The organism is Streptomyces sp. NPDC028289 (genome assembly GCF_055565975.1).
Map to the genome: position 1 here is coordinate 933565 of NZ_JBVHTI010000003.1, position 24136 is coordinate 957700.

At 72.5% G+C, this 24136-nt stretch carries 20 protein-coding genes; 15 read left to right on the plus strand and 5 right to left on the minus strand.

Annotated elements, in window-relative coordinates; all coding sequences use genetic code 11:
- Nucleotides 1-87: 87 nt before the first annotated feature.
- The 6 genes from ACZ4UV_RS18370 to ACZ4UV_RS18395 all read left to right on the plus strand — a co-directional run bounded on the left by ACZ4UV_RS18370 (nucleotide 88) and on the right by ACZ4UV_RS18395 (nucleotide 10798).
- Nucleotides 88-474, plus strand: coding sequence for an MGMT family protein (locus tag ACZ4UV_RS18370; RefSeq protein WP_390046745.1), 387 nt, complete (start codon nucleotides 88-90; stop codon nucleotides 472-474).
- Between the two features lie 266 nt (nucleotides 475-740).
- Nucleotides 741-4079, plus strand: coding sequence for an ATP-dependent helicase (locus ACZ4UV_RS18375; protein WP_451016892.1), 3339 nt, complete (start codon nucleotides 741-743; stop codon nucleotides 4077-4079).
- Nucleotides 4080-4161: 82 nt separating this feature from the next.
- Entirely contained in the window at nucleotides 4162-7671 is a 3510-nt protein-coding gene (locus ACZ4UV_RS18380; RefSeq protein ID WP_467838964.1) for a UvrD-helicase domain-containing protein, read from the plus strand.
- 10 nt (nucleotides 7672-7681) lie between these two features.
- Entirely contained in the window at nucleotides 7682-9085 is a 1404-nt protein-coding gene (locus ACZ4UV_RS18385; protein WP_451016894.1) for a dipeptidase, read from the plus strand.
- Between the two features lie 155 nt (nucleotides 9086-9240).
- On the plus strand, nucleotides 9241-10185 hold the full coding sequence (gene nudC / locus ACZ4UV_RS18390; RefSeq protein ID WP_351489667.1) for an NAD(+) diphosphatase: 945 nt from the start codon (nucleotides 9241-9243) through the stop codon (nucleotides 10183-10185).
- A gap of 10 nt (nucleotides 10186-10195) precedes the next feature.
- Entirely contained in the window at nucleotides 10196-10798 is a 603-nt protein-coding gene (locus ACZ4UV_RS18395) for a class I SAM-dependent methyltransferase (RefSeq protein WP_467838969.1), read from the plus strand.
- A gap of 63 nt (nucleotides 10799-10861) precedes the next feature.
- Here ACZ4UV_RS18395 and ACZ4UV_RS18400 read toward each other — a convergent pair whose 3' ends face one another.
- Complete coding sequence (locus ACZ4UV_RS18400; RefSeq protein ID WP_093499206.1) at nucleotides 10862-11104, minus strand: mycoredoxin; 243 nt, start codon at nucleotides 11102-11104, stop codon at nucleotides 10862-10864.
- Nucleotides 11105-11305: 201 nt separating this feature from the next.
- Here ACZ4UV_RS18400 and ACZ4UV_RS18405 point away from each other — a divergent pair, with 201 nt between their 5' ends.
- From ACZ4UV_RS18405 to ACZ4UV_RS18425, 5 genes are all read left to right on the plus strand, one after another.
- Nucleotides 11306-13501, plus strand: a complete 2196-nt coding sequence (locus ACZ4UV_RS18405; RefSeq protein ID WP_451016896.1) for an ATP-dependent DNA helicase UvrD2 — start codon at nucleotides 11306-11308, stop codon at nucleotides 13499-13501.
- A gap of 163 nt (nucleotides 13502-13664) precedes the next feature.
- Nucleotides 13665-13985: a hypothetical protein gene (locus ACZ4UV_RS18410; protein ID WP_351489658.1), complete on the plus strand. Its 321-nt coding sequence runs from the start codon at nucleotides 13665-13667 to the stop codon at nucleotides 13983-13985.
- Nucleotides 13986-14157: 172 nt separating this feature from the next.
- The gene (locus tag ACZ4UV_RS18415; protein ID WP_010984500.1) at nucleotides 14158-14526 is read left to right on the plus strand and encodes a WhiB family transcriptional regulator; all 369 of its coding nucleotides are present in this window, start codon (nucleotides 14158-14160) and stop codon (nucleotides 14524-14526) included.
- Complete coding sequence (locus ACZ4UV_RS18420; protein WP_294008740.1) at nucleotides 14523-14849, plus strand: hypothetical protein; 327 nt, start codon at nucleotides 14523-14525, stop codon at nucleotides 14847-14849. Before ACZ4UV_RS18415 ends, ACZ4UV_RS18420 begins: the two co-directional genes overlap by 4 nt.
- A 136-nt stretch (nucleotides 14850-14985) precedes the next feature.
- Nucleotides 14986-15198, plus strand: coding sequence for a hypothetical protein (locus ACZ4UV_RS18425; protein ID WP_351489652.1), 213 nt, complete (start codon nucleotides 14986-14988; stop codon nucleotides 15196-15198).
- A 9-nt stretch (nucleotides 15199-15207) separates the two neighbouring features.
- Here the strand turns inward: ACZ4UV_RS18425 and ACZ4UV_RS18430 are convergent, their stop codons facing one another.
- Both ACZ4UV_RS18430 and ACZ4UV_RS18435 read right to left on the minus strand, forming a co-directional pair.
- Nucleotides 15208-16641: an ABC1 kinase family protein gene (locus tag ACZ4UV_RS18430; protein WP_467838975.1), complete on the minus strand. Its 1434-nt coding sequence runs from the start codon at nucleotides 16639-16641 to the stop codon at nucleotides 15208-15210.
- Nucleotides 16634-17839 carry a TOMM precursor leader peptide-binding protein gene (locus ACZ4UV_RS18435; RefSeq protein ID WP_467838978.1) on the minus strand — a complete coding sequence of 402 codons (1206 nt, stop codon included), beginning with the start codon at nucleotides 17837-17839 and terminating at the stop codon, nucleotides 16634-16636. Before ACZ4UV_RS18435 ends, ACZ4UV_RS18430 begins: the two co-directional genes overlap by 8 nt.
- A gap of 225 nt (nucleotides 17840-18064) precedes the next feature.
- Here ACZ4UV_RS18435 and ACZ4UV_RS18440 point away from each other — a divergent pair, with 225 nt between their 5' ends.
- The 4 genes from ACZ4UV_RS18440 (at nucleotide 18065) to ACZ4UV_RS18455 (ending at nucleotide 21910) form a co-directional block, all read left to right on the plus strand.
- Nucleotides 18065-18661 carry a M48 metallopeptidase family protein gene (locus tag ACZ4UV_RS18440; protein WP_451016899.1) on the plus strand — a complete coding sequence of 199 codons (597 nt, stop codon included), beginning with the start codon at nucleotides 18065-18067 and terminating at the stop codon, nucleotides 18659-18661.
- Between the two features lie 137 nt (nucleotides 18662-18798).
- On the plus strand, nucleotides 18799-20445 hold the full coding sequence (locus ACZ4UV_RS18445) for a TerD family protein (RefSeq protein WP_467838981.1): 1647 nt from the start codon (nucleotides 18799-18801) through the stop codon (nucleotides 20443-20445).
- 11 nt (nucleotides 20446-20456) lie between these two features.
- Entirely contained in the window at nucleotides 20457-21137 is a 681-nt protein-coding gene (locus ACZ4UV_RS18450) for an AIM24 family protein (protein WP_351489639.1), read from the plus strand.
- A gap of 17 nt (nucleotides 21138-21154) precedes the next feature.
- The gene (locus ACZ4UV_RS18455; protein WP_467838984.1) at nucleotides 21155-21910 is read left to right on the plus strand and encodes an AIM24 family protein; all 756 of its coding nucleotides are present in this window, start codon (nucleotides 21155-21157) and stop codon (nucleotides 21908-21910) included.
- Nucleotides 21911-21989: 79 nt separating this feature from the next.
- Here the strand turns inward: ACZ4UV_RS18455 and ACZ4UV_RS18460 are convergent, their stop codons facing one another.
- The gene (locus tag ACZ4UV_RS18460; protein WP_451016901.1) at nucleotides 21990-22511 is read right to left on the minus strand and encodes an NUDIX hydrolase; all 522 of its coding nucleotides are present in this window, start codon (nucleotides 22509-22511) and stop codon (nucleotides 21990-21992) included.
- Nucleotides 22508-23965 (minus strand): zinc-dependent metalloprotease, encoded by a 1458-nt coding sequence (locus ACZ4UV_RS18465; protein ID WP_451016902.1) that lies wholly within the window; start codon nucleotides 23963-23965, stop codon nucleotides 22508-22510. Before ACZ4UV_RS18465 ends, ACZ4UV_RS18460 begins: the two co-directional genes overlap by 4 nt.
- Nucleotides 23966-24136: the final 171 nt, after the last annotated feature.

Here is a 24136-nt window from a genome sequence, read left to right on the forward strand (position 1 = left end):
AGTCTGCCCCAAGCGCCGCGAGAGGGCGAGACGAAGCCCCGCCGCGGACCGCACCGGTTGTCGGTGGGGTGCGGCAGGATGGGGCGAATGAGCGAGCAGAGCCTTCCCGAGGACACCCGAGAGGGGTACGCGGGCGAGCTGCCCGAGTACGCCGAGCGGGTCCTGGAGGTCGCCGAGCGGATCCCGCCCGGGCGCGTGATGACGTACGGCGACGTCGCGGAATGGCTGGACGAGGGCGGGCCGCGCCAGGTCGGGCGGGTGATGTCCCTCTACGGAGGTGCCGTCCCCTGGTGGCGGGTGGTGCGCGCCGACGGGGTCCTGCTCCCGGGGCACGAGCTGGGCGCGCTGGACCACTACCGCGCCGAGGGCACTCCGCTGAAGGAGGCGAACAGGGCCGCGGAGGGCCATCTGCCACGGCTCGACATGAAGCGGGCGCGGTGGGACGGCGGCGCGGACGCGGGGGCTCACACCTGACAGCTTCCGCCATCGGAGGCCTTCGGGGGGAATGCGTGACCCTTGCGGGGGACGCGGGGGACGTCCGTGGCATGACGTACGTTCGTGAGATGTGGGGCGCGCGTGCCGTGAGTGTCGCCCGAGGCGGATGGGAAGAAGCGGAAGCTCTGCTTCCGTCCGGTTCGTCGGCGTAGCGTCGGCTGCGCGTGTCCCGCTCACCCCGCGGCCGCCCCTGCGCACGCGCGACCGCGAACCGACCAGCACACCCACCAGGACCGGCGAACCACGTGAGCTCCTCTTCCTCCACCAGGCGCCTGCCGCACCTCCAGGTGCGGCAGGGGAACCGTGGCGCTTACCGACTGGTCCGTACCCCGCCGGCCGACGTGGATCCCCCTCGTCTGGACGCCGCACAGCGCGCCGTGGTTGACCACGGGTCCGGTCCGCTGCTCGTCCTCGCCGGTCCCGGCACCGGCAAGACCACGACCCTGGTGGAGTCCGTGGCCGCGCGCATCGCCCGCGGCGCGGACCCCGAGCGGATCCTGGTGCTGACGTTCAGCCGCAAGGCCGCCGTCGAGCTGCGCGACCGCATGGCCCTGCGGGTGGGCGCGGCCCGCGCGCCCCGGGCGACCACCTTCCACTCGTACTGCTACGCCCTGGTCCGCGCCCACCAGGACAGCGGTCTGTTCGCGGACCCGCTGCGGCTGCTCTCCGGCCCCGAGCAGGATGTCGCCGTCCGGGAACTGCTCGCCGGCCAGCCCGACCTGGAGCGGCTCGGGCTGGACCATGTGCGCTGGCCCGACGAACTGCGCGCCTGCCTCACCACCCGGGGCTTCGCCGACGAGGTCCGCGCGGTCCTCGCCCGCAGCCGCGAACTGGGCCTGGACCCGGCCGCCCTGGACGCCTTCGCCCGCCGAATCGGGCGCCCCGACTGGCGGGCCGCGGCCGCCTTCCTCGCCGAGTACCTCGACGTTCTCGACCTCCAGGGCGTCCTCGACTACGCCGAACTCGTCCACCGCGCGGTGCTGCTCGCCCACCGCCCCGAGGTCGCCCTGGACCTCGCAGGGCGTTACGACGCCGTGTACGTCGACGAGTACCAGGACACCGACCCGGCACAGGTGCGCCTGCTGCACGCCCTGGCCGGCGGCGGCCGCACCCTGGTCGCGTTCGGCGACCCGGACCAGTCGATCTACACGTTCCGCGGCGGCGACGTGAACGGCATCCTGGACTTCCCGTCGGCCTTCGCGCGCGTGGACGGCCGCCCCGCCCCGGTGCAGGTGCTGCGCACGTCCCGCCGCTCCGGGGCCGGCCTGCTGGCCGCGACCCGGCTGCTGACCCAGCGGATGCCGCTGACCCGGCTGCCCGCCGACAAGGTGCGCGCGCACCGCGAGCTGACCGCCGCGCGGGACGGCGGCCGTGTCGAGGTCTACACGTACCCGACGTCCGGGACCGAGCTGGACAACATCGCCGACATCCTGCGCCGGGCGCACCTGGAGGACGGCGTGCGCTGGAGCGACATGGCCGTCCTGGTGCGCGCCGGGTCCCACACCATCCCGACGGTCCGCCGCGCCCTCACCGCGGCCGGCGTGCCCCTGGACATCGACGGCGACGACGTGCCGCTGCGCCACGAACCGGCGGTGGCGCCCCTGCTGACGGCGCTGCGGGCGGTGGCGGCCGCGGATGCCGCGAGCGCCCGCGAGGAGGTCGGGAGCGACCGGGAGGGGGCCGCGAGCACTCAGGAGGAAGCGCCCCCCTGCTGGCTCGACACCGAGACCGCGCTCACCCTGCTCACCTCCCCCCTCGCCGGCATGGACGCGGCCGACCTGCGGCGCCTCGGCCGTGCCCTGCGCGACGAGGAGCGGGCGGCCGGCAACGCGTTCCCGCCCCCGTCGGACGAACTGCTCGCACGGGCGCTCGCCGAGCCCGAGCGCCTGGCCGTGCACGATCCCGGGTACGCGCGTGGGGCGCAGCGGCTCGGTGCGCTGCTCAGCCGGGCCAGGGAGCGCCTGACGGGCGGCGGTACGGCCGAGGAGGCGCTGTGGGTCCTGTGGAACGGCACGCCCTGGCCCTCCCGCCTGGAGCGCTCCGCCCGGCGCGGCGGCGCGGCCGGCCGCAACGCCGACCGTGACCTGGACGCCGTGTGCGCCCTGTTCGCCACCGCCGCCCGCGCGGAGGAGCGCAGCGGCGGCCGGGGCGCGCTGAACTTCCTCGCGGAGATCGAGGCCGAGGACATCGCCGCCGACACCCTCGCCGGCCGCGCGGTACGCCCCGACGCCGTACGCCTGATGACCGCGCACCGCGCCAAGGGCCTGGAGTGGCGCCTGGTCGTGGTGGCCGGCGTCCAGGAGGGCCTGTGGCCGGACCTGCGCCGCCGCGGCTCGCTCCTGGAGGCCGACCGCATCGGCCGCGACGGACTCGCCGAACCGCTCACCCCGGGCGCGCTGCTCGCCGAGGAGCGCCGCCTGTTCTACGTCGCCGCCACGCGCGCGCGGGAACGCCTCGTCGTCACCGCCGTGAAGGCCCCCGCGGACGACGGTGACCAGCCCTCCCGGTTCCTCACCGAACTGGGCGCCGAACCCCAGGACGTCACCGGACGCCCCCGTCGCCCGCTCGCCGTGGCCGCCCTGGTCGCCGAACTGCGCGCGACCACCGTCGATCCGCGCGCGTCCGACACCCTGCGAGAGGCCGCCGCCCGCCGCCTGGCCCGCCTGGCCGCCCTCGCCGACGAGGACGGCCGCCCCCTGGTGCCGTCCGCACACCCCTACCGCTGGTGGGGCATGTTCGAGCCGACCGAGAGCAAGGTGCCCCTGCGCGACCGCGACCAGCCCGTGGTGCTCTCCGGCAGCGCCCTCGACCAGCTCGCCAACACCTGCTCCCTCCAGTGGTTCCTGGGCCGCGAGGTGAAGGCCGACGCGCCCGCCACCACCGCCCAGGGCTTCGGCAACGTCGTACACGTCCTCGCCGACGAGGTCGCCTCCGGACGCACCCCCGCCGACCTCGCCGTCCTCATGGAACGGCTGGACTCGGTGTGGAACGCGCTCGCCTTCGACGCGCCCTGGAAGTCGGCGCAGGAGAAGGACAACGCGCGCGTGGCGCTCGAACGCTTCCTGAAGTGGCACGTCCTGGACCGCACCGCACGCACCCCGGTCGCCAGTGAGCAGGACTTCGACGTCACCCTCGGAGCGGGCGACTACGAGGTGCGCATCCGCGGCCAGATGGACCGGGTGGAGGCGGACGGCGAGGGACGCGCGTACGTCGTCGACTTCAAGACCGGCAAACAGGCGCCCAGCGCGGCCGAGGTGGCCCGGCACCCGCAGCTCGCCGTCTACCAGCTCGCGGTCCGCGAGGGCGCCGTCGACGACGTCTTCGACGGCGTACGGCCCGAGCCCGGCGGCGCCGAACTGGTCCACCTCAGACAGGGTGCCGCCCAGCGCGACGGCGGCGAGAGCCTGCCCAAGGTGCAGGCGCAGGAACCGCTGGAGGGGGAGTGGGTCGGAGAACTGCTGGCCTCCGCCGCCGGCAAGGTCCTCGACGAACGGTTCGCGCCGACCACCGGCCAGCACTGCACCCACTGCGCCTTCCGCGCCTCGTGCAGCGCGCGGCCGGAGGGGCGGCACGTGGTGGAGTGAGCGGTGTGCCATCGATTGCGCTGTTTCACCGAGTGTCAGTGCATTTACCGATTGTCAGTGCCCGCCGCTAGCCTCTTTCCTCATGCCCGCCCGTATCACCGACCCCGAGCAGCTCAAGGAGCTCCTCGGCATCCCGTTCACCTCGGAGCAGACGGCCTGCATCACCGCGCCGCCCGCCCCGCAGGTGATCGTGGCCGGGGCCGGGTCGGGCAAGACGACGGTGATGGCGGCCCGGGTGGTCTGGCTGGTCGGCACCGGACAGGTGGCCCCGGAGCAGGTCCTCGGTCTGACCTTCACCAACAAGGCGGCCGGTGAGCTCGCCGAACGCGTCCGCAAGGCACTCGTCAGGGCCGGCGTCACCGACCCCGACGTCATCGACCCCGACCACCCGCCGGGCGAGCCGGTCATCTCCACGTACCACGCCTTCGCGGGACGGCTGCTGACCGACCACGGCCTGCGCATCGGCCTGGAGCCGAGCTCCCGGCTGCTCGCCGACGCCACCCGCTACCAGCTCGCCGCACGCGTCCTGCGCGAGGCCCCCGGCCCCTACCCCGCCCTCACCCGCTCCTTCGCCGACCTGGTCAGCGACCTGCTCACCCTCGACTCCGAGCTCGCCGAACACCTGGTACGCCCCGAGGACCTGCGGGCCTGGGACGCCGGACTGCTGAACACCCTGGCAGGCGTGAAGCTCGGCAACGCCGACCTGCGCAAGGTCCCCGAGGCGGCCGCCGCACGCCGCGAACTGGCCGAGCTGGTCGTCCGCTACCGGGCCGCAAAGCGGGAGCGGGACCTGCTCGACTTCGGCGACCAGATCGCGCTGTCCGCGGCGCTGTCCGGCATCGCCGAGGTGGGCCGACTGCTGCGCGACGAGTTCCGGGTCGTCCTCCTCGACGAGTACCAGGACACCTCGGTCGCCCAACGCGTCCTGCTGGCGGGCCTGTTCGGCGGCGGCACCGGCCACCCCGTGACCGCGGTCGGCGACCCCTGCCAGGCCATCTACGGCTGGCGCGGCGCCTCCGTCGCCAACCTGGACGACTTCCCCGAGCACTTCGCGCACGCCGACGGCCGCCCCGCCACCCGCCAGGCGCTCAGCGAGAACCGCCGCAGCGGCGGCCGCCTCCTCGACCTCGCCAACGGCCTCGCCGAGCCGCTGCGCGCCCTGCACGCGGGCGTGGAGGCCCTGCGCCCCGCCCCGGGCGCCGAGCGGGACGGCACGGTCCGCTGCGCCCTGCTGCGCACCCACGCCGAGGAGATGAACTGGATCGCCGACTCGGTCGCCCACCTCGTCCGCACCGGTACCGCACCCGGCGAGATCGCGGTCCTGTGCCGCACCGCGACCGACTTCGCGGAGATCCAGGGCGCCCTCGTCGCCCGTGACGTCCCCGTAGAGGTCGTCGGCCTCTCCGGGCTGCTGCACCTGCCCGAGGTCGCCGACCTGGTCGCCGTCTGCGAGGTGCTCCAGGACCCGGCAGCCAACGCCTCCCTGGTCCGGCTGCTGACCGGCCCGCGCTGGCGCATCGGCCCCCGCGACCTGGCCCTCCTCGGCCGACGCGCCCGGCTGCTCGTGACCCACGCGCGCGTGGGCGATGCCGGCGACCCGGACCGCAGGCTCGCCGAGGCCGTCGAGGGGGTCGACCCCGCCGAGGTGATATCCCTCGCGGACGCCCTGGACACGTTCCTGGAGCTGCCGTTCGACGGCGACCGGGCCGGGCAGGGGGACGACGGGCTGCCGTTCTCACCGGACGCGCGCGTGCGTTTCGCCCGGCTCGCCACCGAGCTGCGCGAGCTGCGCCGCTCCCTGTCCGACCCGCTGATGGACGTCCTGCACCGCGTCCTCGCCGTCACCGGCCTGGAGGTGGAGCTGTCCGCGTCCCCGCACGCGCTGGCCGCCCGCCGCCGCGAGACGCTCTCCAACTTCCTGGACGTCGCCGCCTCCTTCGCGGCCGGCGACCAGGAGGCGACCCTGCTCGCCTTCCTCGGCTTCCTGCACACCGCCGCTCAGTACGAGAAGGGCCTCGACAACGCCCTGCCCGGCGGCGAGAACACCGTCAAGGTGCTCACCGCGCACAAGTCCAAGGGCCTGGAGTGGGACGTCGTCGCCGTCCCCGGACTGGTCAAGGGCACCTTCCCGAGCAGCCAGGGCCGCGAGAAGTGGACCGCCCAGGCCAAGGTGCTCCCGCACGCCCTGCGCGGCGACACCGCCACCCTGCCCGACGTCGAGGCCTGGGACTCGCGGGGCATGAAGGCCTTCCACGAGGCCATGAAGGAGCACCAGCACACCGAGGAACTGCGCCTCGGCTACGTCACCTTCACCCGCCCCCGTTCCCTGCTCCTCGGCTCCGGCCACTGGTGGGGCCCCAGCCAGAAGAAGCCGCGCGGCCCCTCCGACTTCCTCCGGGCCCTCCACGACCACTGCGTCACCGGGCACGGCGAGATCGAGGCCTGGGCCGACGAACCCGAGGAGGACGAGGAGAACCCCGCCCTGCACACGGCGAGCGCCGACCAGGTCTGGCCGCTGCCGCTGGACACGGCCGCCCTGGCCCGCCGCCGCGCGGCCGCCGAGACCGTCCTCGCCCACCTGGACGCCCTCACGGCCGAAACCGGCGGAGGCGCTCCCGCCGACCACGTTGCGGCCGCCGTCGAGGACCCGGACTGGCCCCCGCCGCCCGAGGACGAGGAACCCGACCCCTACGAGGACGACCTCCCGGATGCGGACTCCGCCGACTGGGACTCCTGGAGCACCGACCGCCCCACGGTCCCGCACCAGGCCGGGCCCGCCGGGCGCACGCCGGCACCTGACAGCACCCTGGAACCCGCGCGTACCCTCCCCGCTGCGGAGGAAGCCCTCCTCACCCCCGAGGAAGCCCGCACCATCGCATCCTGGGACCGTGACCTCGACGCGCTCACCGGAGAGCTGCTGCGCGCCCGGCGGAACGTCACCGACGTTCCCCTCCCCGCCGCTCTCTCCGCGACCCAGCTGATGCGGCTGGCCGAGGACCCGGACGGGCTCGCACAGGAACTCGCGCGCCCCATGCCGCGCCCCCCGCAGCCGGCCGCACGCCGGGGCACCCGGTTCCACGCCTGGGTCGAGGCGCGCTTCGAGGAGCTCACGCTGCCCATGCTGGAGCCCGACGAGCTGCCCGGCAGCGACGCCGAGATCGCCGACGAACGCGACCTCGAAGCCCTCAAGGAGGCCTTCGAACGCACCGAGTACGCGCACCGAACGCCGTACCGAGTCGAAGCCCCTTTCCAGCTCTCCCTCGCGGGCCGGGTCGTCAGGGGCCGCATCGACGCCGTCTACCGGACGGACCACGCCGACGGCGCGGCGTACGGGACGACGTACGAGATCGTCGACTGGAAGACCAGCCGTACCCGCCCCGCCGACCCGCTCCAGCTGGCGATCTACCGGATCGGCTGGGCCGAGCAGCAGGGTGTGCCGCCCGAGTCGGTCACGGCCGCGTTCGTGCACGTACGCACCGGCGAGGTCGAACGACCGGAGGGTCTGCCGGACCGGGCCGCCCTGGAAAGACTGATCATCGGGCAAGCTGAGTGTGACGAACCGCCCGCCGAGGATGTCGGTCCGGGCCGATAGGCTCGTGACCATGAGCCAGACCCCGGACAGCGCCGTCCGCACGTACATCGAGGAGCACCGCGCCGCCTTCCTCGCCGACCTCGCCGAATGGCTGCGCATCCCCTCCGTGTCGGCCCAGCCCGACCACGCCCCCGATGTACGCCGCAGCGCCGACTGGCTCGCCGCCAGACTGACGGAGACCGGCTTCCCGACCGCCGAGGTCTGGGAGACACCGGGCGCCCCGGCCGTCTTCGCCGAGTGGCCCGCCGGCGACCCGGCGGCGCCCACGGTCCTGGTCTACGGCCACCACGACGTCCAGCCCGCCGCCCGCGAGGACGGCTGGGACAGTGATCCCTTCGAGCCGGTCGTCCGGGACGACCGGCTCTACGCGCGCGGGGCGGCCGACGACAAGGGCCAGGTGTTCTTCCACACACTCGGCGTCCGCGCCCACCTCGCCGCCACCGGCCGCACCGCACCCGCCGTGCACCTCAAGCTGCTGATCGAGGGCGAGGAGGAGTCCGGCTCGCCGCACTTCCGGGCCCTGGTCGAGCAGCACGCCGAGCGGCTCGCCGCCGACGCCGTGATCGTCTCCGACACCGGCATGTGGTCCGAGGACACCCCCACCGTGTGCACGGGCATGCGTGGGCTCGCCGAGTGCCAGATCGTCCTGCACGGCCCCGACCAGGACATCCACTCCGGCGCCTTCGGCGGCGCCGTCCCCAACCCCGCCACCGTCGCGGCCCGCCTGGTCGCCGCCCTGCACGACGAGCACGCGCGCGTGGCGATCCCCGGCTTCTACGACGGCATCGTCGAGCTCAGCGACCGCGAACGGCAGCTCTGGGCCGAGCTGCCGTTCGACGAGGAGAGCTGGCTGCGCGAGGCGCATTCGTACGCCACCGAGGGCGAGGCCGGGCACACCACCCTGGAGCGCGTCTGGGCCCGGCCCACCGCCGAGGTCAACGGCATCGGCGGCGGTTACCAGGGCCCCGGCAGCAAGACGATCATCCCGTCCTCGGCCCTGCTGAAGCTCTCGTTCCGGCTGGTCGCCGGACAGGAACCCGAGCACATCGAGAAGATCGTCCGGGCCTGGGCCACCGAGCGGATCCCCGCCGGGATCCGCGCCGAGATCACCTTCCTGCCGGCCACACGCCCGTGCCTGACGCCGCTCGACCACCCCGGCCTCCAGTCACTCGCCCGCGCCATGGGCCGGGCCTTCGAGGGACCGATCCGGTTCACCCGATCGGGTGGCTCAGGACCGGCCGCGGACCTTCAGGACGTGCTCGGCGCACCCGTCCTCTTCCTGGGCATCTCCGTCCCCTCCGACGGCTGGCACGCCCCGAACGAGAAGGTCGAGCTGGACCTCCTCCTCAAGGGCGTCGAGACCAGTGCCTACCTGTGGGGCGACCTCGCCGAGAACTGGCGCCATGCCCCCTGAGCCACCGGCGCCGCCCGGAGCGGCACCGCGGGCGGGGCACACTGGAAGGGCCGCCCCGCCCGCCCCGCCCCCGCCCCACCTGTTCTCCTCCCGACCTTCGTCCCGCTGAACCGCCCGCTGAAACATCCGTTGCACTGGGGGAGTTGGAAGCACCCGTGACCACCTGGACCGACCACACCGCCGACCGACCCATCTCGCTCACCGCCCCGAGCGGCATCGACCGCGCCGCCCACCACCGGCTCGACGAAGCCTGGCTCGCGGCGGCGTGGAGCCACCCTGACACCCGCTGTTTCGTGGTCTCCGGCGGCCAGGTCCTCATCGACGAGACGCCCGACGGCCGCACCGAACTCGTCATGACGCCCTCCTTCGAGGCCCCCCTCACCGAGGCGCACCGCTACTTCCTGGGCACCGACGAGGACGGCGTCAGCTACTTCGCCCTCCAGAAGGACGCCCTGCCCGGCCGTATCGACCAGTCCGCACGCCCCGCCGGCCTGCGCGAGGCCGGACTGCTGCTGTCCCCCCGGGACACCGGCCTGATGGTGCACGCGGTCGGCCTGGAGAACTGGCAGCGAACCCACCGCTTCTGCTCCCGCTGTGGCGAGCGCACGGTCATCGCCGCTGCCGGTCACATCCGCCGCTGCCCCGCCTGCGGCGCCGAGCACTACCCGCGCACCGACCCCGCCGTGATCATGGCCGTCACCGACGAGGAGGACCGCATCCTGCTCGGCCGCCAGGTCCACTGGCCCGAGGGCCGCTTCTCCACGCTCGCCGGCTTCGTGGAGCCCGGCGAGTCCATCGAGCAGGCGGTGCGCCGCGAGGTCTTCGAGGAGGTCGGCGTCACCGTCGGCCCGGTCGAGTACGTCGCCAGCCAGCCCTGGCCGTTCCCGTCCAGCCTCATGCTCGGCTTCATGGCCCGGGCGACCTCGACCGAGATCAACGTCGACGGCGACGAGATCCACGAGGCCCGCTGGTTCTCCCGCGACGAACTGGGCGCCGCCTTCGACTCCGGCGACGTCCTGCCGCCGTACGGCATCTCGATCGCGGCCCGCCTGATCGAGATGTGGTACGGCAAGCCGCTGCCGACGAGGAGCTTCGTCTGAGACGGCCGTCATGACCGCAGAGGAGTACTGGAACCACAACGTCCACTACCACCCCGTGGTGCTGGACGCGGTGCCGGACGGCTGCCGCGCCGCCCTGGACGTCGGCTGCGGCGACGGTCTGCTCGCCGCCAGGCTCGCGACCAGGGCGGAGTCGGTGACCGGCGTGGACCGGTCGGCGGAGATGATCAGCCAGGCACGCAAGCGGGAGGTCGGGAACGTCACCTTCCTGGAAGGCGACTACCTCGGCGCCGCCGCTCTCGACGAGGAGGGCTACGACTTCGTCAGCGCGGTCGCCGTCATCCACCACGCCCCCTTCGACGACGCGATCGAACGGCTGGTGGGGCTGCTCGCGCCCGGTGGCCGCCTGGTCGTCGTCGGCCTGGCGCACGACCACACCCTGCTGGACCGGGTCATCAGCGGCTGCGGGGTCCCCGCCAGCCTGCTGACCGCGCGCCGGCGCGGCGGCAAACGGGGCCCCGCCGGCATGCCCGTCGAGGACCCGATCATGACCTGGCGAGAAGTCCGGCGGTCCACCGCACATCTGCTTCCCGGGCGCCGCTTCCGGCGCCGCTTGCTGTGGCGCTACACGCTGGTGTGGGACAAGCCGGTCTGAACATACGAAAGCGGCCCCTGAAGTGAGTCAGGGGCCGCCTCGTGCGGCGACGTACCGGGAGAGCTACGCGCTGATCTTCTGCTTCACCTGGGCCAGCGACGGGTTCGTCAGCGTCGAGCCGTCCGCGAAGAGCACCGTGGGGACCGTCTGGTTTCCGCCATTCGCCTTCTCCACGAACGCGGCCGACTCCGGGTCCTGCTCGATGTTGATCTCGGTGTACGCGATGCCCTCGCGGTCCAGCTGGCTCTTCAGCCGGCGGCAGTAGCCGCACCACGTGGTGCTGTACATCGTCACAGTGCCCTGCATCTCGCTCGCACTCCTTCGGCAGGTCGGGGAAGGTCGTCCAGGGAGGGAACGTACGCGACCCGCCCGCCATTCCCGTGACACGGGCGCCGAGCGACGCCTGCCGCAAGGGCGTGAGTGACGCCTGCCGCATTAGTACGACTGCGCGGGGCTGCCTGTGGACAACCGGCACTGCCGTCTCCGGCGACCTGGCAGCATGGCCATGTGACAGCAGCAACGCACTCCTCCCTCTTCCCGCCGGTACCGGACTCTGCCGACGCGGTGCTCGACGGGCTCGACCCCGAGCAGCGCGCGGTGGCGACCGCCCTGCACGGTCCGGTGTGCGTGCTGGCCGGGGCCGGTACCGGCAAGACCCGGGCGATCACCCACCGGATCGCCTACGGGGTGCGGGCCGGCATCCTCCAGCCGTCCAGCGTGCTCGCCGTCACCTTCACCAACCGCGCCGCCGGGGAGATGCGCGGCCGGCTGCGCCAGCTCGGCGCCCAGGGAGTGCAGGCCCGCACCTTCCACTCGGCCGCGCTGCGCCAGCTCCAGTTCTTCTGGCCGAAAGCGATCGGTGGCTCCCTGCCCCGGCTCGTCGACCGCAAGATCCAGCTCGTCGCCGACGCGGCCGCCGCCTGCCGCATCCGCCTGGACCGGGGTGAGCTGCGGGACGTCACCGCCGAGATCGAGTGGTCCAAGGTCACCCAGACCGTCCCCGCCGACTACGCCCTTGCAGCCGTGAAGGCCGGCCGGGAGGCCCCCCGCGACCCCGCCGAGATCGCCCAGGTCTACTCGGTCTACGAGGACCTCAAGCGCGACCGGACGGTCATCGACTTCGAGGACGTCCTGCTGCTGACCGTCGGCATCCTGCAGGACCGGCACGACATCGCAGACCAGGTACGCGCCCAGTACCAGCACTTCGTCGTCGACGAGTACCAGGACGTCAGCCCGCTCCAGCAGCGGCTGCTGGAACTGTGGCTCGGCGACCGCGACAGCCTGTGCGTCGTCGGCGACGCCAGCCAGACCATCTACTCGTTCACGGGAGCAACCCCCGACCACCTGCTCGACTTCCGCACCCGCCACCCCGGGGCGACCGTCGTCAAGTTGGTCCGTGACTACCGCTCCACACCCCAGGTCGTCCACCTCGCCAACGGCCTGCTGGCCCAGGCCCGCGGCCGGGCCGCCGACCACCGCCTGGAGCTGATCTCGCAGCGCCCCGCCGGACCCGAGCCCGTCTACACCGAGTACACCGACGAGCCGGCCGAGGCCGAGGGGGCCGCCCGCCGCATCAGGGAACTCGTCGACGCCGGCGTCCCGGCCGCCGAGATCGCCATCCTCTTCCGGACGAACTCCCAGTCCGAGACCTACGAGCAGGCTCTCGCCGACGCCGGGGTGCCCTACCAGCTGCGCGGTGCCGAGCGGTTCTTCGACCGGCCCGAGGTGCGCAAGGCGGGCGTGGCCCTGCGCGCCGCGGCCCGCTTCGGCGGCAACGACGCGCTGCTCGACGACACCGTCGACCTGCCCTCCCAGGTGCGTGCCGTCCTCTCCGGGGAGGGCTGGACCACCGAGCCCCCGGCCGGCTCCGGCGCGGTCCGGGAGCGCTGGGAGTCGCTGGCCGCCCTGGTCAACCTCGCCCACGACGTCGCCGCCGCCCGGCCCGGAGCCACCCTCGCCGACTTCGTCGCCGAACTCGACGAGCGCGCGGGTGCCCAGCACGCCCCGACCGTCCAGGGCGTCACCCTCGCCTCCCTGCACTCGGCGAAGGGCCTGGAGTGGGACGTCGTCTTCCTGGTCGGCGTCGCCGAGGGCATGATGCCGATCACCTATGCGAAGACCGAAGAACAGATCGAGGAGGAACGCCGCCTCCTCTACGTCGGCGTGACCCGCGCCAGGGAACGGCTCCATGTCTCCTGGTCCCTCTCCCGCACCCCCGGCGGCAGACCCGGCCGCAGGCCCAGTCACTTCCTGGACGGTCTGCGCCCCGGCTCCACCGGCACCGTCGGCCGCGCGGGCGGCGCCGGTGGCGCAGGTGTCGAACGCGGCTTCACCGGCGGCCCCGCGGCCACGCCCCGGCGCACCCAGCGCAGTCCCGCCCGGTGCCGGGTCTGCGGACGCACGCTGACCGATGCCGGCGAGATGAAACTGATGCGCTGCGACGGCTGCCCGTCCGACATGGACGAGGGCCTCTACGAGCGGCTGCGCGAATGGCGTGCCGACCAGGCCCGGCTCAGCGGCCAGCCCGCCTTCTGCGTCTTCACCGACAGAACGCTGATGGCCATCGCCGAGAGCGCTCCGGACGACGACCGCGAGCTGGCCCGCATCCCCGGTGTCGGCATGCGCAAGCTCAACCGTTACGGCGCCGATGTTCTGGCCATCTGCGCAGGCCAGGAGCCCGAGGGAGAAGAAGTGGGGGACTGATGCGAACTCGTCGAAAAAATAGTTTGCGCATGCCCCGGCAATCCCCATAGGTTCTAGGCACGGAAGCGGCGGCCTTCTCGAAGGCCCGGTTCCGTGTTGTACTTGCATACCGAGCGGATCGGCTCAACACCGGTCCCCTACACGCCGAGAGGAGGCGAGTCCAGTGATCAGCATCAAGACCAGCATCATCAGCGCGGCCAAAATGACCGATCTCTCGGCCGTCTCCGTGTGCATGCTCGGCGTCTCGAACCTGGGCACCGGTCTGTCCGGCATTCCTGCCGTGCGTCCGGCGTCCTCCGTTTCTCTCGCGGGTCTTCCCGTCCGTGAGCGCAATGAGCGACCGACGAAGGCACTGGAAGCAGTAGCGGCACAGGCCAAGGCCTATGCCTTTACGGCAGCCGGTGCCGGTAGCCGGAAGCAGACGACGCAGCACCACCTGATGTGGGCCTTCCGTGGGCCAGAACCCTGGAGTGATCCAGCCTGATCGATCAGGCCGGCGCCTTCAGGGCCGCGGAACCCCATCCGGGATCCGCGGCCCTTCTGTTTTCCCCGAACGGGGAGAGCGGACCGAAGGGGCCTCGGGGCAAGAGCAGAACCCGGTACCAGCCGCCAACCGGTCGAACCCGACCGGCACGACCAGACGAGGAAGAACAGCCGTGCAACTCGAAGCGCACGCCCCGTCCGTACCGCCTTCCGAAACGATCCCCCCGCCCGGCCTCACGGAGGACTCCACCTTGATCCCGCTCACCGCGCTCACCGCGCTCGACGACGCCATCGAGAACCTCGGCGTACCCGTCCCCTGCCGTTCCTACGACCCGGAGGTCTTCTTCGCCGAGTCGCCGGCGGACGTCGAGTACGCCAAGTCCCTCTGCCGCACCTGCCCGCTGATCGAGGCCTGCCTCGCCGGGGCCAAGGAGCGGCGTGAGCCCTGGGGCGTCTGGGGTGGCGAGCTGTTCGTCCAGGGTGTCGTCGTCGCCCGGAAGCGGCCGCGTGGCCGCCCGCGCAAGAACCCGGTCACGGCATGAACATCCACGGAACGATCGACCGTCCCCTCACGCACGATCCCAAGAAGCAGGCCCCGATGAAGCCGTCCACCAGCGAGCCCGCAGGCTCCGCGACCCCAGACTTCACCACTGCCGGTACCGACACCGGCTCGCGTCAGAACAGGACCCGAGAGATGCAACTCATCCCAGAAGCTCTGGCTCGTGCGCATATGCACGAGCGACTGCACGAGGCCGAGCAGGAACGCCGGGCCGTGCGCCTGGCGACCGCTCGCCGGATGCAGCGCCGGGCCGAGCGCGCCTCGATGCGTGCCCGCCGTGCGCTCGCCATCGCCGTGATGCAGTAACCCAGTACACCTGAAGCGGTGGCCTCCCGACCCCGGGAGGCGAAAGCTCCCCGCGGGGGCCGGTCCGGCCGAACGGACCGGCCCCCGCGGTGCGTTGTGCCCGCTGATCCACCCACGGCGGAGCTATCGTCAGCGGGTGACGAGTCTTCCCGGAGGCAGTGATCACGGCGGCTCCGCCACGGAGCCCCACCCTCTCGTGTGCGCCCGCTGCGGAACCCCGGCCGACGGCCCCCCGCCCGTCACCTGGACCTGCTCCGTGGAGAACGGCGTCCGCCAGTTCTTCTGCGACGCCTGCTCCAGGGACAACCTCAGAGCGATCGAGGGCCGGCTCGACTCGTCCTGGTGGTGAACCGGGCCCCTACTGCGCCTCCACGGCTGCCTCGGCCACTTCCGCTTCCCCCGCTTCCTCGGCCCCTTCGAGTTCCTCGGCCCCTTCGAGATCCTCGGCCCCTTCGAGATCCTCGGGTACGAACCCGGGCAGCCATGCCTGCAGTTCCTCCCGCAGCCGCACCGTCGCGCCCAGCTGGCACAGCACGCCGATGGTGCTCAGGGTCACCCGGTGTATCAGGAGGTAGGCCGGCGGCAGGTTGAGCTGCTTGCCCAACTGGTGGGCCGGGTTGCGAGGGTCCGCGATCCGGGCCGCCTGGCTGCGCATCCAGTTGCGGGTGAAGGTGAACTCGTCGACCTGGGCCGGTTCGATGATCGGCAGCAGATAGTCCAGGACGGCGTCGGGGTCCAGCTCTATGGACTCCTTGACGAACCCCTCCGCGCACAGCAGCTCGTAGACCGCCTCGGCGTCACCGTCCAGCGTCATCCGCAGGGAGTCGCCGATCGGGCTGGGCAGGCCGCCGGAGAGACGGTCGACGGTGCCGAAGTCCAGCACGCCGAGGCGCCACTCCTCCGCGTCCTCCGGCGCACCGGGCAGCAGGCGGAAGTTGCCGGGGTGCGGGTCGGCGTGCAGCAGGCCGGTGCGGGCCGGGCCCGAGAACAGGAAGCGGGCCAGAAGCTGACCGGCCCGGTCGCGCTGCTCCTGCGTACCCTCCGAGATGATCTCGGAGAGCGGTATCCCGTCGATCCACTCCGTGACCAGCACCTGGTCGCACTGGTGCACCACCGCCGGCACCACCACGTCGGTGTCGCCCGCGAACTCCTCCGCGTGTGCGGCCTGGGCCTGTGCCTCCAGGGAGTAGTCCAGTTCCTCGGAGACCCGGTCGCGCAGCTCCGCGATCAGCGGCTTGATGTCCATACCTGGGATCAGCGGCCCCAACAGGCGGGCGAACCGGCTCAGTTGTCCCAGGTCGGAGAGGAGGGCCTCACCGGCTCCCGGGTACTGCACCTTGACCGCCACCGCCCGGCCGTCCTGCCACACGGCCCGGTGCACCTGGCCGATCGAGGCCGCCGCAGAGGGCTTGTCCTCGAACTCCAGGAACAACTCCCGCCAGTCCTCCCCGAGGCGTTCGGTGAGCACCGCGTGCACGGTGCGGGTCGGCATCGGCGGCGCGGCGTCCTGGAGTTTGGTGAGGGCCGCCCGGTAGGGGCCGGCGACCTCCTCCGGGAGGGCCGACTCGAAGACGGACAGCGCCTGCCCGAACTTCATCGCCCCTCCCTTCAACTCGCCCAGAACCTTGAACAGTTGCTCCGCGGTGCGCTGCTGGAGCTCCCGCCCGACGATCTCCGCGGACTCGCCCACGATGCGCTTGCCCAGACCCCAGGTCGCCCGGCCGGCGAAGCCGAGCGGGAGCGCGGCGAGCTTGGCGGTCCGGGTGACCGCCTTCCGAGGAAGATCAGACATGCGCCCTCCAAGTCCCAGTCGGCCGTGCCGCGTCCGCGTGCTCTCGTCGCTTCGCCGACGGCCGTTGCACCACCATTGTCGCGTGTGGATCCCCGTTGGTTGAGGAGTGTTCCCCCTTAGCTTTCTCCGCCGCTCCGCACGGGCATGCGGGGTGCGGCCAGACCGGCCGTGCGTGCCAGTGCAGAACCGGCACGGAGGCCTCCCATCGGGCCCCCGCGCCGACCGGCGGTTCCCCGTCGAGGAAGGCCAGGGCGTGTGCGGCGGCCAGCCCGGCCACGGCCGCCGCCAGCGTCAGATCGCAGGCGCCCACCCGGCGGGCCCGCCCGGACCGCCACTGGGCGACCAGGCGCGGCCAGGCCGGATCCCGGTCCGTGCGGTGCTCGTGCAGACAGCGCGCGCAGCCCGTACCACCGGGCAGGACGAGGGGGCCGACCACACCCGTGCCCTCCACGACACCCGTGTAGAGATGAGGGGTCCCCGAGGCCATGAGCGGCTCGGCGGCGCGGGCGTCCGGGGCGTGCACCAGGACGTCGTCGCGCGGGGCGATGATCACCAGTGCCAGGCCGGGCTCCTCCACGGCCGGGTCCGTGCGGGGCGGCGGGCGGTCCGGGGCGGACCGGCGGACCACTCTGCGTGCGGCCTCGGCACGGCGCTCGCCGACCGCCTCCGCCGGCAGTCCGCCCGGCGCCACGTCCCACGGCTGGACCCGGCCCACGTCCCGCACATCGACCTCGCCGACACCCGCGCCCGACAGCAGAGCGGCCAGCGTCACGCCGACCCGGCCCGCGCCGTCCACCCGCACCCGCAGCGCCCGCCGGGCCGCCAGCCGGCCGATCGCGCCGCCCGGCTCCGGGGTGGTCAGGGAGAGCGAGGCGAGATCGGGGCGCAGCCGCTCCAGCACCTCCTGCTTCTCACGCAACGCTTGTGCCGCGGGCCCGCCGCCCTGTGCGTCGTCGACCAGTCCGGCCCGCGACAGCCGGTCCACCAGCGCGTCGACATGGCCGTCCGGCATGTCCATGCGCCGCCCTTCCTCGCGCAGCAGCTCAAGCCCCCGGGCGCCGTTGAGCAGGTCCAGGAAGCTCCCGGTCGCCGTGTCCATCGGCCCCAGTGTCATCGCGTGCGCGGGAGTCATCCCGAACTGAACGGTGTTGAGGTCGCGCCAGCCGCGCCGCAGCGCGGGCTTCACCAACGGATGCATGACAGGCCCCCGTAGCCGTCGAAAAGTCACAGAACGTCCCCATGTGCCGGTGGAGCCGTCCTGCTCCGCCGACGAGTGCCAGCATGCCCCGGCCGCCCGGCGGGCGCCGAAAGTTGTCCACAGGCGGTGGGTATTCGTCGTACAAATCAGACGCATGGTGGGGGATCGGCACCGAACCGTCCCGGACCCGGGACTTCCCCCGTATGCAGCGGGTAACGTCGGGGCGTGCCCGCCGACCCACTGCACCGCGCCGGAAAGCCACAGCGCAGCACGACGAGCCAGCCGCCCAGCGGCTTGGGGGCGAGCGCGATCGAGGTTCGCAGAAGCGCCCGGCGCCGCCGGACCGTTTCTGCGTACCGCGAGGGCGATCGCACCGTCGTGCTGATCCCCGCCCGGATGTCCGAGGCGGAGGAGAAACGCTGGGTGACCGTCATGCTCAACAAACTTGCTGCCCAGGAGAGCAAGCGAGTGCTGGGCGACGTCGAACTGTCCGAGCGCGCCGAGCGGCTCTCGGCACAGTACTTCGGCGGCCGGGCCCGCCCCGCCTCGGTGCGCTGGGTCACCAACCAGAACACCCGCTGGGGCTCGTGCACCCCCTCCGAGGGCAGCATCCGCCTCTCGCACCGGCTCCAGGGCATGCCCGAGTACGTGGTCGACTACGTGCTCTGCCATGAACTGGCGCATCTGCTGGTGCCGGGGCACGGCCCCCGGTTCTGGCGGCTCCTGGAGGCCTATCCGCGCACCGAGCGCGCCCGCGGATACCTCGAAGGGGTGGTCGCGGCCGACCGGCTGCCCCACGCGCCCGGCGCGCGCGATGAGTGACACACCCCGGGAGCGCTCCCTTCGGGGCCGCTGAGCGCGGTTGTGTACCGGGTCTGTACCGACTTCTTCCGATGTCCGAGTTAGCCGTTAGCCTGGCGCGACGCACTCACATTCGGGATGGGGGACGGTCGTAACGCATGGCCAGGGAATTCCAACGCGGCCACAAGGCCAGGATCAGTGACCTCACGGCCGGCACGGATCTGTACGTAGGCGTGCAGATCTCCGGCCCCGGGCTGACCTTCGACATCAGCTGCTTCGGCCTCGACGCCGACGAACGGCTGTCGGACGACCGCTACTTCGTCTTCTTCAACCAGCCGAAGTCACCCGAGGAGTCCATCCAGCTGCTCGGCACGCAGGCGGGCGACACAGAGTCCTTCCGGGTCACGCTGGACCGGATCCCGCCGCAGATCCAGAAGCTGGCGTTCACGGCGACCATCGACGGCGCCGGGCAGATGTCGCAGGTCGCCCCCGGGTACATCCGGATCGTCGCGGGCGGCGAGGAAGTGGCCCGGTACTCCTTCAACGGCTCGGAGTTCTCCACCGAGCGCGCCGTGATGCTCGGCGACTTCTACCTGAAGGACGTGTGGCGGTTCGCCGCCGTCGGCCAGGGCTTCGACGGCGGTTTGGAGGCGCTGCTGAAGAACTTCGGCGGCGAGGTGCTGGAGGAGGAGGCGCCCGCCGCGCCGGAGCCGCAGCAGCCGCAGACCGGATCCGCGCCCGGCTTCGCGCCGCCCGCGTTCGGGGTTCCCTCCGCGCCCGCGCCGGCCCCCGCGCCCACCCCGCCGCCCGCGCCCGCCCCCCAGGGCTTCACCCCGCCGCCGGCCCCCGGTCCGGCGCCGGCTTCGAATGTGCACCATGCGCCCACCGTCATCGCCCCGTTGACCCCGCCGGCGCCCGGCACGGTGCCGCCCCCGGCCGTGGCACCCGCGCCCTACGGCCAGCCGCCCGCCCCGCCCGGCTACGGCCAGCCCCCGGCGCCCCCGCAGACTCCTGGCCCGCCGCCCGGTTACCCGCAGGCGCCCCAGGCTCCGACCCCGCCCCCGGGCTACGGTCAGCAGCCGCCGTTCGGCCAGGTCCCCGGGCAGCAGAGCTATGCGGTCCCGCAGGGCGCTCCCCAGGGCGGTGCCGGTGTCGGTGCCGCGCTCCAGAAGTTCAAGGAGACGCCCACCGGGCAGCGCTGGACCCCGCAGAACAGCAAGCTCATCCGCGCCGACCTCGGGATGGGCGGACAGCCGGTGCTGGCCCGGCAGGGCAGCATGGTGCTGTACCAGGGCAAGGTCGACTTCAGCTACAAGGGCGCCGGGTTCGCCGGCCGGATCGTCGGCAACGCCACCGGCCAGGAGATGCAGCTGATGCGCTGCACCGGCAACGGCCAGGTGTTCTTCGCCGAGAACTCGGCCCATCTGCACCCGATCGAGCTCCAGGGCGACGCCATCTGCGTCTCCGCCGAGAGCGTCCTCGCCTTCGACGAGAGCCTCCAGTACGAGGTCCGCCGCATCGAGGGACACGGCATCCCCGGCGGCGCGCTGTTCACGATGCAGTTCCAGGGCACCGGCACGATCGTCGTCAAGACGCACGGCACGCCCGTCGTGCTGCCCGTCACGCCGACGACCTTCGCCGACTGCAACGCGATCGTCGCCTGGTCGGCGGCGTCGCAGGTGATCGTCTCCAGCCAGGTCCGGATGCGCCGCAACGCCTATCCGGGCGACACCGGGGAGAGCGTCAACCTGCAGTTCCGGGGCGCGCCCGGGAACTTCATCGTCGTCCAGCCGTACGAGGTCTGAGGGAGCCCGTCATGAACCAGCCGCTCGCGGGCTACGCCCCCGCACCCGTCACCGCCCGCATGGAGAACCACGGCGACCACATGCTCAAGGTCGCCATGCAGACCGGCAACGACCTCCTCGCGCGCGTGGGGTCGATGGTCGCCTACGAGGGCTTCGTCCAGTACGAGCCCAACCCGCCGGCCGTGCGCCAGATCGCCCGGGACTGGATGACCGGCGAAGGCGCGCCCCTGATGAAGTGCTCCGGCGACGGCCTGCTCTACCTCGCCGACTACGGCGCGAACGTCGTCGTCATCAACCTCAACGGCGACGGCATCTCCGTCAACGCCACCAACCTGCTCGCCTTCGACGCCCATCTGACGTGGGGCGTGGAGCGGGTCAAGGGGCTCGCGAAGTTCGCCGGTCAGGGGCTGTGGAACACCAAGATCTCCGGGCAGGGCTGGGTCGCGCTGACCTCCCGGGGCAAGCCGATCGTCGTCGACTGCGGCGGCGGCGAGGACGAGACGTACGTCGACCCGGACGCACTGGTCGCCTGGTCCCCGAACCTCAAGGTGAAGGGCAAGCGCAGCTTCAAGGCGCAGTCGCTGATCGGCCGGGGCAGCGGCGAGGCCTACCAGATGGCCTTCTCCGGCCAGGGCATCGTCGTCGTCCAGCCCAGCGAGGACAGCACCGACCGCCTCCGGTTCCGGGGCTGAGGGGGAGTCAGGAAACCATGCAGAGCCCGCTTTTCGCCTTCAACGACTCCCAGGCCCGGGACCGCTACAGCCTGCAGAACAAGCAGATGCTGCGGGTCGTCCTGGAGGGCCACGACGACATCCTCGCCCGCAAGGGCACCATGGTCGCCTACCAGGGGCTCGTGGAGTTCGACGCCGAGTACCAGGGCCACAACCAGGCACGCGCGCGTGCGTACACCGGCGAGGGCCTGGACCTGATGCGCTGCCACGGGCAGGGCACCGTCTACTTCGCCAACCTCGCCCAGCACATCCACATCCTGGACGTCGAGCAGGACGGTCTGACCGTGGACAGCAGCTACGTCCTCGCCATGGACTCCTCGCTGCACTACGAGGTCGTCGCCGTCGACAGCCTCTACGGCATCTCCGGGTCCGGGAAGTACCAGCTCAACATCACCGGACGCGGCAAGGTCGCCCTGATGACCTCGGGCGCGCCGCTGCTGATGCAGGTCACGCCCGACAAGTACGTCAACTGCGACGCCGACGCGATCGTCGCCTGGTCCACCGGGCTGCGCGTCCAGATGCAGGCCCAGACGCATTCCTCGGGCGTGTGGCGGCGCCGCGGCAACACCGGGGAGGGCTGGGAGCTGAGCTTCATGGGAAGTGGCTTCGCGTTGGTCCAGCCGAGTGAACTGCTGCCGCCGCAGCACGCGCAGATCGGCCAGGGCGTCGCCGCCCAGTTCGGCATGGGCCAGCAGGGAGCGCGCGGGATGAACCAGGGCAACGTCTGGAGCTGAGGGCCGCGCAGACTCGCAAAGTAAGGGGCGCCCGCCATGGCAGGCGCCCCTTACATGTCGAACTCTCTGAAATCCCGGGTCAGAGCCGCGCGCGGGTCCTTTCCAGCAGCCGTACGACCGAGTCGTCGGCGACCTCCGGCACCTCGTCGTAGCTGAACCAGCGCAGGTCGAGGGACTCGTCGCTGATCGCGTGGGCGGCGCCCCGCGGGGCGAGGGCCGCGTACTGGACGTCGAAGTGCCAGTGGCACGGCGCCGGGATCGGGTGCCGGTCCAGGCGGGCCGGGCCGCCCGGCAGCAGTGTCAGCCCGGGGATGCCGGACTCCTCGGTCGCCTCCCGCAGGGCTGCGGCCGCCAGCGTGGCGTCGCCCGGCTCGCAGTGGCCACCCATCTGCAGCCACATCCGCAGCTTCCTGTGCAGGGTCAGCAGCACCCGCCCCTGCTCGGGGTCGACGACCAGCGCACTCGCCGTGACATGGCCGGCGTGACACGCCTTCCACATGCCGTCCGGGTGTGCCGCGAGGTGGTCCAGGTAGGCCTGGCGCAGCTCGTCCTGGCCCTCGTACCCCTTGAGGACGAGGACCGCGTCGTCGTACAGGCTCACTCGGTGTCGTCGCCCCTGTCCTGCTCGCCCTTGTCCTGCTCGCCCTGCTCCTGGGCGTCCTTCTTGCGCAGGTCGGGCTTCTGCGCGGCCTCGCCGAGCATCTTGTCCAGCTCGGAGAAGTCCAGCTGCTCGCGGTGCACGAAGCCGTCCGGGTCGTCCAGGTCGGACGCCGTCGGCAGCATGTCCGGGTGCGCCCAGAGGGCGTCCCGGCCGTCGACACCACGCGCGTCCGTGAGCGAGGCCCACAGCCGGGAGGCGTCGCGCAGCCGGCGCGGACGCAGCTCCAGGCCGATCAGGGTGGCGAAGGTCTGCTCCGCGGGGCCGCCCGTGGCACGGCGGCGGCGCAGGGTCTCGCGCAGCGCGTCCGCCGACGACAGGCGCGGCTTCGCGGCCGCGTGGACCACCGCGTCGACCCAGCCCTCGACCAGGGCCAGAGCCGTCTCCAGACGGGCCAGGGCGGCCTTCTGCTCGGGCGTGTCCTCCGGCTGGAACATGCCCTGCTGGAGCGCGTCCTGGAGCTGCTCGGGGTTCTGCGGGTCGAACTGGCCGACCACGTCCTCCAGCTTGGCCGTGTCGACCTTGATGCCGCGTGCGTACCCGTCGACCGCGCCGAACAGGTGCGAGCGCAGCCACGGCACGTGCGCGAACAGGCGCTGGTGGGCCGCCTCGCGCAGCGCGAGATACAGCCGCACCTCCTCCTTCGGCACACCGAGGTCCTTACCGAACGCCTCGATGTTCGCCGGCAGCAGCGCGGCCTTGCCGGCCGGGCTCAGCGGCAGGCCGATGTCGGTCGAACCGACGACCTCGCCCGCGAGCACGCCCACGGCCTGCCCGATCTGGGTGCCGAACATGGCGCCGCCCATCGAGCGCATCATCCCGATCAGCGGGCCCGCCATGGCCTGCATCTCCTCCGGCAGGACGTCGCCCATCGCGGCGCCGACCCGCTCGGCGACCGGGTCGACCAGCTCCTGCCAGGCCGGCAGCGTCGCCTCGACCCACTCCGCACGCGACCACGCCACGGCCGAACCGGAACCGGACGGCAGCGACGTCGCGTCGTCCAGCCACAGGTCGGCCAGCCGGACGGCCTCCTGGACCGCGGTGCGCTCGGCGGGGCCGACGCTCGCGTCCTTGACGCCGTCCGAGGTGCCCTGGGAGACCGTCTGGCGGGCGATCTGCTTGGCCATGTCCCAGTTCACCGGGCCGCCCTCGTACGAGAGCATCTGGCCCAGCTGCTGGAAGGCCGCGCCCAGGTCGGTGGGGTTCAGCGAACCGAACATGGCAGCGAACGGATTGTCGGCGCCGGGGCCGCCGAAGCCGCCGGCTCCGGGTGTGCCGAAACCGAACGGGTTGGCCGGTCCCTGCCCACCGCCGCTCTGCTGGTCCTTCTTCTTGCCCTCGTCGCCGTCTTCCGGCTCCTCCGGCGGAAGGCCGAAACCGAATGGGGTGTCACTCACGGGAATCCTCGGCTGGTAAGGCCACCGGTTCTCTCCGGCGGCGCGGCTGCCCGACAACACCACCCAGCGTAGACACCCCGACCCGATCGGGCCTCGGTGCTTCGCCGACAGTCGGCCTGCGGCAGGATGGTTGCCACCTGGTACGTACGCGTCACTCGCGCTCGTACTGAA

Coding starts and splice junctions, on each gene's coding strand:
- ACZ4UV_RS18370 (WP_390046745.1), top strand. CDS start 88: ATGAGCGAGCAGAGCCTTCCCGAGGACACCCGAGAGGGGTACGCGGGC.
- ACZ4UV_RS18380 (WP_467838964.1), top strand. CDS start 4,162: ATGCCCGCCCGTATCACCGACCCCGAGCAGCTCAAGGAGCTCCTCGGC.
- ACZ4UV_RS18385 (WP_451016894.1), top strand. CDS start 7,682: ATGAGCCAGACCCCGGACAGCGCCGTCCGCACGTACATCGAGGAGCAC.
- ACZ4UV_RS18395 (WP_467838969.1), top strand. CDS start 10,196: ATGACCGCAGAGGAGTACTGGAACCACAACGTCCACTACCACCCCGTG.
- ACZ4UV_RS18400 (WP_093499206.1), bottom strand. CDS start 11,104: ATGCAGGGCACTGTGACGATGTACAGCACCACGTGGTGCGGCTACTGC.
- ACZ4UV_RS18420 (WP_294008740.1), top strand. CDS start 14,523: ATGAACATCCACGGAACGATCGACCGTCCCCTCACGCACGATCCCAAG.
- ACZ4UV_RS18430 (WP_467838975.1), bottom strand. CDS start 16,641: ATGTCTGATCTTCCTCGGAAGGCGGTCACCCGGACCGCCAAGCTCGCC.
- ACZ4UV_RS18435 (WP_467838978.1), bottom strand. CDS start 17,839: ATGCATCCGTTGGTGAAGCCCGCGCTGCGGCGCGGCTGGCGCGACCTC.
- ACZ4UV_RS18445 (WP_467838981.1), top strand. CDS start 18,799: ATGGCCAGGGAATTCCAACGCGGCCACAAGGCCAGGATCAGTGACCTC.
- ACZ4UV_RS18450 (WP_351489639.1), top strand. CDS start 20,457: ATGAACCAGCCGCTCGCGGGCTACGCCCCCGCACCCGTCACCGCCCGC.
- ACZ4UV_RS18455 (WP_467838984.1), top strand. CDS start 21,155: ATGCAGAGCCCGCTTTTCGCCTTCAACGACTCCCAGGCCCGGGACCGC.